This window comes from Methylobacterium sp. (assembly GCF_028290105.1).
In the GTDB taxonomy this organism is placed as follows: domain Bacteria; phylum Pseudomonadota; class Alphaproteobacteria; order Rhizobiales; family Beijerinckiaceae; genus Methylobacterium.
The window spans coordinates 1-6,369 of sequence record NZ_JAQGKL010000173.1 but is presented as its reverse complement, the minus strand read 5'-3'; the positions used below and the strand labels follow the sequence as shown (position 1 = coordinate 6,369).

Below are 6,369 nucleotides of genomic sequence, written 5' to 3'. Positions count from 1 at the left end.
ATCGAAGAACAGCGAGTGGAACATCGCCTCCGCCGTGTCGAGCGTCGGTGGCTCGCCGGGGCGCATGACGCGGTAGATGTCGAACAGCGCGCCTTCGCGGCCGGAATTCTTGTCGACCGCTAGGGTGTTGCGGATGTAGGGGCCGACATTGATGTGGTCGATGTCGAGCACCGGAAGCTCGGCGACGCCGACCTCCTCCAGGCTCTTCAGCAGCTTGTCTGAGATCTCGTCGCCGGCCTCGGCCCAAATCTCGCCGGTCTTCGGGTTGACGAGGTCCTCGGCAATGTACTGGCCGATCAGGTCCTCGTCGGTGGCCTTCAGGAAGTTAACGCCGCGCTCGGCGATCTGCCGGGCGTTGCGGGCGTTCAGCTTTTTGCCTGCCTCGAGCACGACTTCGCCGGACTCCGCGTCGACGAGGTCGACGGATGCCTTGAAACCCTTCAGGCGGTCGGCGTCGTAGGGCACGCGCCATTCGGCACCGTCGCGATCGTAGATCACTCGGTTGTAGAAGGTCGAAAGGATTTCCTCGCCATCGAGGCCGAGCGCGAACAGCAGCGAGGTCACGGGCAGCTTGCGCTTCCGGTCGATGCGGACGTGCACGATGTCCTTGGCGTCGAACTCGACGTCGAGCCAGGAGCCACGGTAGGGGATGATGCGGGCGGCGAACAGGAGCTTGCCCGAGGAATGGGTCTTGCCCTTGTCGTGATCGAAGAACACGCCGGGCGACCGGTGCATCTGGGAGACGATGACGCGCTCGGTGCCGTTGACGATGAAGGTGCCGTTCTCCGTCATCAGGGGCATGTCGCCCATGTAGACGTCCTGCTCCTTGATATCCTTGACGGACTTCGCGCCGGTATCCGGGTCCACATCGAACACGATGAGGCGCAGCGTGACCTTGAGCGGGGCCGCATAGGTGATGCCGCGCTGGCGGCACTCGTCGACATCGTATTTCGGCTGCTCGAACGTGTACTTCACGAACTCGAGGAGCGCCGTGGACGAGAAGTCCGAGATCGGGAAGACGGACTTGAACACGGTCTGGAGGCCTTCGTCGCCCCGCCCGCCTTCCGGCTCGTCCATGATCAGGAACTGGTCGTAGGATGCCTTTTGAACCTCGATGAGGTTCGGCATCTCAGCCACTTCCTTGATCTTGCCGAAGAACTTGCGAATCCGCTTGCGACCGACCAGCGTGTTGGCCATGGGTGACCTCGCTCCTACGTCCCGCGTACCGGGCGCCCGGGGAAGGCGTCTGCCTCCCGCAACCAGGCTCTGGGCTCGTCCCGCCGAACGACGCCCACCCGAACTGAAAATCTTTTGGCCCTCGCGTGGGCCGGTCGGGTCGCCTAAAGCGACCGTGGCCCACGGGCGTGAACCCGCGGGCCTTCGGTGCCGTCAGGCCCGGATGGACCTGACGGAAAGTGATGGACCTGTGTGGCCCACCGAAGAGTCTTACTTGAGCTCGACCTTGGCGCCAGCCTTCTCGAGCTGGCCCTTGAGCTTCTCGGCCTCTTCCTTGTTGACGGACTCCTTGACGGCCTTCGGAGCACCCTCGACGAGGTCCTTGGCTTCCTTGAGGCCGAGTCCGGTGATCGCGCGGACCTCCTTGATGACCTCGATCTTCTTGTCGCCGGCGGCGGTGAGCATGACCGTGAACTCGGTCTGCTCCTCGACGGCGGCGGCAGGACCGGCGGCCGGGCCGGCGGAAACGGCGACGGCGGCGGCGGCGGAGACGCCCCACTTCTCTTCGAGCAGCTTGGCGAGGTCAGCAGCCTCGAGAACGGTCAGCGAGGACAGGTCGTCGACGAGCTTGGCGAGATCAGCCATGTGAATATTCCTTCAGAGATCGGTTTGAACGGATGGGTTGAAAAGGGCGATGCGGCCTCAGGCCGCTTCGCTCTGAGCCTCGTCCTTGGTGGCATAGGCCCCGAACACGCGGGCGAGCTTGGCCGCCGGTGCGTTGACGACCTGGGCGATCTTGGTCGCGGGAGCCTGGATGAGGCCCACGATCTTGGCGCGCAGTTCGTCGAGGGACGGGAGCGAGGCAAGTGCCTTCACGCCGTCCGGGTTCAGGGCTGTCGTGCCCATGGCGCCGCCGAGGATCACGAGCTTGTCGTTGGCCTTGGCGAAGTCCACCGCAACCTTGGCGGCCGCGACCGGATCGCTCGAATAGGCGAGCAGGGTCGGACCCTTCAGGAGGGGCTTGATGGAGGCGACGTCCGTGCCATCGAGAGCGATGTTGGCGAGGCGGTTCTTGGTGACCTTCACGGTGGCACCGGCCTGCTTCATCTGCGCGCGCAGCTTCTGCATGTCGGCGACCGTGAGGCCTTTGTAGTGGGCCACGACGACGACGGACGTGTTCGCGAACACGCCGTTGAGCGTCGAGACGAGATCAGCTTTGGCTGTCCTGTCCACTGGGGCTCTCTCCGGTTGGCGGAACCCGAGAATGGGTCCGCCGGTTGCACATGCCGCCCGGGACGGAACTCGGCTTAACAAGAAGCCGGAACGTCCTAGGCGACGCTTCACGGCCCTGTCCCCTGGCGCCCCCCGGAACGGGTGGACGACACGGGTGAGATGGTTCAAACCGATGCCTCGGCCTGCTCGCGAGATGCGAACCGGATGAGGGTTCTGGAAATTCGGTCTTCCCAGTCTGTGCAGGCTTTGACGATTAAGCCGGAGATCCGGCGCCTGCAGTCTCGGACAGGACATGGCCGGATGAAGCCCTAAAGGGCTTCTCGCCCCTCAAAGCCTTCCGGCCATCACCACCCGGTTGCCCGGGCGATCTCTCAATCGGAATGCGACCGATCGGCCGATTCCTTTCTCATGTATGAAAACGTTGAAGCGGTCTATAGAGCCTAGCAAGCAGCCTGCCAAGTGCCTCGACGCAAGAAATGCGTCGCAGGCCGCAGTTTTCCCTTGACGACTTCGGGCATGTTCCGGCGTGTCCGATGCGCGTCGTAAGCCTTTGTCACGTCGGCAGGAATTTCCGCGCGGCCCGCCACCAGGGCTCGCGTGCCTCCCGCTTCTGGTCGGCCTTGGCCGCGTAGAACGAGGCGTTGTGCTCGCCGCGCAGGGCCTCGCGGGTGAAGCGGATGAGGTGATGGGCAACGAAGCCCATGTTGAACACCGCCTCGATCTGCCCGCGCCGCAGGGCGTGGCCCGCCGCTTTCCAGAACACGCCGCGGTAATCCGACAGCAAGCCGACGCGGACCGCGATGTTGAAGCCGAGGATCAGGCCGCGACGCAGGTTGGTCCTGGTCAGCTTGCCCCGCACCGGCGTCTTGATGCGATGCGGGTAGGTGCGCTCGACCTGATACTTGAAGCGCTCGAACAGGTTCGCGGGCTCGTAGGCATGCGCGATGGCCCGGCGCCAGCTCGCCACGACGTCGTCGTGCGGGCGCTTGAACAAGACGTTGGATTCGAGGGCCGCGTCGTGGGTGAGGCGTCCCTCGCGGGTCAGCCGGTCCCAGAGCGGCGTCTTGGGCAGAGCCTGGAGCAGGTTCATCGTCAGCACCGGCACCGCCGACTTGTCGATGAAGTCGATGAGCTTCTGCTCGGACTGGTCGGAATCCGTGTCGAGGCCCAGGATGATGCCCGAGGTGACTTCCAGGCCGAAGCTGTTCAGGATCTCGATCGCCTCGTACATCGGCACGGCCGCGTTGTGCTTCTTGTCGATGCCGGCGAGCGCGTCCTCCTCCGGGGTCTCGATACCGACGAAGACGGTCATGAAGTTCGCCTGGCGCATCAGCTCGAGGATGTCGGGCTGCTTGGCCATGTTCAGGGTCGCCTCGCAGGCGAACTGGAGCGGGTAGTCGTTCTTCTTCTGCCACGCCACGAGGTGGGGCAGCATGTCCTTCGTGGCCTTGCGGTTGCCGATGAAGTTGTCGTCGACGAAGTAGACCACGGCCGGGTGTCCCGGCTGGGCGATGATCGCGTCGAGTTCGCCGAGCATCTGCTCCGGGCTCTTCAGGCGCGGCTGGCGGCCGTAGAGCTGCGGGATGTCGCAGAACTCGCAGCGATAGGGGCAGCCCGACGAAAATTGCAGCGAACCGATGAGGTAGCGCTTCAGGGGCGCCGCCTCGTAGGCCGGCGCCGGGAAGTCGGAAAGCGGCAGGCGCTCCTTCGTCTCCAGGCGGACCTGTGTCGCCGGGATCGAGACGTCGCGGTCGAGGATCGCCACGAGTTCGTCGGTGGCGTCACCGATCTCGCCGAGATGGAGGTAGTCGAATTCCGGGTACTGTTCCGGCGAGCCCGACACCGAGGGTCCGCCGAGCGCCGTGACCTTACCGGCGGCATGCGCCCGGGCGTAGATGTCCCGGATCTGCGGCGCCTGGATGTGCATGCCCGACACGAATACCGCGTCGGCCCAGGCGAAGTCCGCTGGCCCCGCCCGGACGATGTTCTCGTCGATGAAGCGGTACTCCCAGGTCTCGGGCATGTAGGCCGCGATCAAGAGGAGCCCTTGCGGGGGCATGAAGGCCTTCACGCCGCCCATCAGGGGGTAGGCGTGAGAGAAGGTCCCGAAGGACGGGGTGTAGGCGGGAAACACGCACAGAATGCGTCGCTTCGAGATGACGGAGAGGGTGCATCGCATGACAACATCCCTAGCACAGGCATCCGCGGCGGCGTCACCCTCGCGTGTCAAATTCTTGGGCCGGGGGTTCGGGGCGTCCAGGCGCACCAAGCGGTCGACGAGGTTTCCTCACGCGTGTTTGATCGGCCGGCCGTGTCGCGGGCTGATCGATCCGATCGTCCAGCCTGGTCCCAGACCGCGCGCCGCATCTTCTACGAACCGTCGCAGTGCGACCGGATTTCGCTCGGGGCGTCCAGACCTGCGTGCGGCCCGGTCGGCGAAGCGCCTGCAAGCGTATCGTCAAACGAAAACGCCCGGCCGCGAGGCCGGGCGTTCCCCTATGTCATGTCAATAGAGGTGGGAATCAGACGGTGAGCACCGTCGAGGGCTCGACGCGGACGCCCGGACCCATCGAGGAGGTCACCGCGACGCGCTGGACGTACTGGCCCTTGGCGCCGGCAGGCTTGGCCTTGGAGACCGCGTCCGCGAACGCCTTGATGTTCTCGACGAGCTTGTCGGCGTCGAACGAGACCTTGCCGATGCCTGCGTGGATGATGCCGGCCTTCTCGACGCGGAACTCCACCGAGCCACCCTTGGCGCCGGCCACCGCGGACTTCACGTCCATGGTCACGGTGCCGACCTTCGGGTTCGGCATCAGGCCGCGTGGGCCGAGCACCTTGCCGAGACGGCCGACGAGCGGCATCAGGTCGGGGGTCGCGATGCAGCGATCGAACTCGATCTTGCCGCCCTGGACGATCTCGAGGAGGTCCTCGGCGCCGACGATGTCGGCACCGGCGGCCCTAGCCTCGTCGGCCTTGGCGCCGCGGGCGAACACCGCCACCCGCACCGTGCGGCCGGAACCGTTGGGCAGGTTGCAGACGCCGCGGACCATCTGGTCGGCGTGGCGCGGGTCGACGCCGAGATTCATCGAGATCTCGACGGTCTCGTCGAACTTGGCGCTGGCCTTCTCCTTCACGAGCTTGATCGCCTCGTCGATGGAGTAGAGCTTGAGTGCGTCGATGCCCTCGCGGGCGGCGCGGATGCGCTTGCCTTCGTGTGCCATTGTGCCCTCCCCTTAAGCGACGACGTCGAGGCCCATGGCCCGCGCGGAGCCACGGATCATGGCGACGGCGGCGTCAACCGAGTCGCAGTTCAGGTCGGGCATCTTCTTCTCGGCGATCTCGCGCAGCTGCGCTTCGGTCACCTTGCCGACGTTCGAGCCGGGCTTGCCCGGGGTCTTGGAGCCGGAAGCCGGCTTCTTGCCGATCTTCAGGCCGGCGGCCTTCTTGAGGAAGAAGGTGACCGGCGGCTGCTTCATCTCGAAGGTGAAGGAGCGGTCCTGGTACGCCGTGATGACGACCGGGATCGGGGTGCCCTTCTCGATCTGGGAGGTCTTCGCGTTGAAGGCCTTGCAGAATTCCATGATGTTGAGGCCGCGCTGACCGAGCGCGGGGCCGATGGGCGGCGACGGGTTCGCGGCGCCGGCCGGAACCTGAAGCTTCACGTAGCCCGTGATCTTCTTTGCCATAGGGACTGCTCCCAAAGAATGCCCGGCACCCGGCTGGCCTCAGCGCGGATGGAGCGGGCGGTTGCAGGTCGCGGTGCGGACCGTGGACCCCGGCGGCGAACCGGGCGGGCCTCCCGCGTGTGACACCGCTGCGGACAACGGTGGCCTCACGTTCGGCGTGACACCGAACGGAAAGGGCTGATCCGTCGATGATGACGAACGGAGAAAGACGAGACGATCAGATCTTCTCGACTTGGCCGTATTCCAGCTCGACCGGCGTGGCGCGGCCGAAGAT

At 65.4% G+C, this 6,369-nt stretch carries 5 protein-coding genes and 1 pseudogene; all 6 read right to left on the bottom strand.

The window, feature by feature from the left end; translation table 11 throughout:
* Positions 1 to 1,197, bottom strand: a pseudogene (locus tag JWQ05_RS12620) (DNA-directed RNA polymerase subunit beta); the annotation flags it as partial.
* A gap of 249 nt (positions 1,198 to 1,446) precedes the next feature.
* Positions 1,447 to 1,821 carry a 50S ribosomal protein L7/L12 gene (gene rplL, locus JWQ05_RS12615; RefSeq protein WP_299658793.1) on the bottom strand — a complete coding sequence of 125 codons (375 nt, stop codon included), beginning with the start codon at positions 1,819 to 1,821 and terminating at the stop codon, positions 1,447 to 1,449.
* Between the two features lie 57 nt (positions 1,822 to 1,878).
* Positions 1,879 to 2,409, bottom strand: coding sequence for a 50S ribosomal protein L10 (gene rplJ, locus JWQ05_RS12610; protein WP_299658792.1), 531 nt, complete (start codon positions 2,407 to 2,409; stop codon positions 1,879 to 1,881).
* A 553-nt stretch (positions 2,410 to 2,962) separates the two neighbouring features.
* The gene (locus tag JWQ05_RS12605; protein WP_299658791.1) at positions 2,963 to 4,588 is read right to left on the bottom strand and encodes a B12-binding domain-containing radical SAM protein; all 1,626 of its coding nucleotides are present in this window, start codon (positions 4,586 to 4,588) and stop codon (positions 2,963 to 2,965) included.
* A 343-nt stretch (positions 4,589 to 4,931) separates the two neighbouring features.
* Entirely contained in the window at positions 4,932 to 5,630 is a 699-nt protein-coding gene (rplA, locus tag JWQ05_RS12600) for a 50S ribosomal protein L1 (RefSeq protein ID WP_299658790.1), read from the bottom strand.
* A 12-nt stretch (positions 5,631 to 5,642) separates the two neighbouring features.
* The gene (rplK, locus tag JWQ05_RS12595; RefSeq protein WP_299658789.1) at positions 5,643 to 6,095 is read right to left on the bottom strand and encodes a 50S ribosomal protein L11; all 453 of its coding nucleotides are present in this window, start codon (positions 6,093 to 6,095) and stop codon (positions 5,643 to 5,645) included.
* Positions 6,096 to 6,369 lie beyond the last annotated feature (274 nt).

Excerpts from the sequence above, each read along its gene's own strand:
- JWQ05_RS12605 (WP_299658791.1), bottom strand. The coding sequence starts at position 4,588 with ATGCGATGCACCCTCTCCGTCATCTCGAAGCGACGCATTCTGTGCGTG.
- rplK (WP_299658789.1), bottom strand. The coding sequence starts at position 6,095 with ATGGCAAAGAAGATCACGGGCTACGTGAAGCTTCAGGTTCCGGCCGGC.
- rplA (WP_299658790.1), bottom strand. The coding sequence starts at position 5,630 with ATGGCACACGAAGGCAAGCGCATCCGCGCCGCCCGCGAGGGCATCGAC.
- rplL (WP_299658793.1), bottom strand. The coding sequence starts at position 1,821 with ATGGCTGATCTCGCCAAGCTCGTCGACGACCTGTCCTCGCTGACCGTT.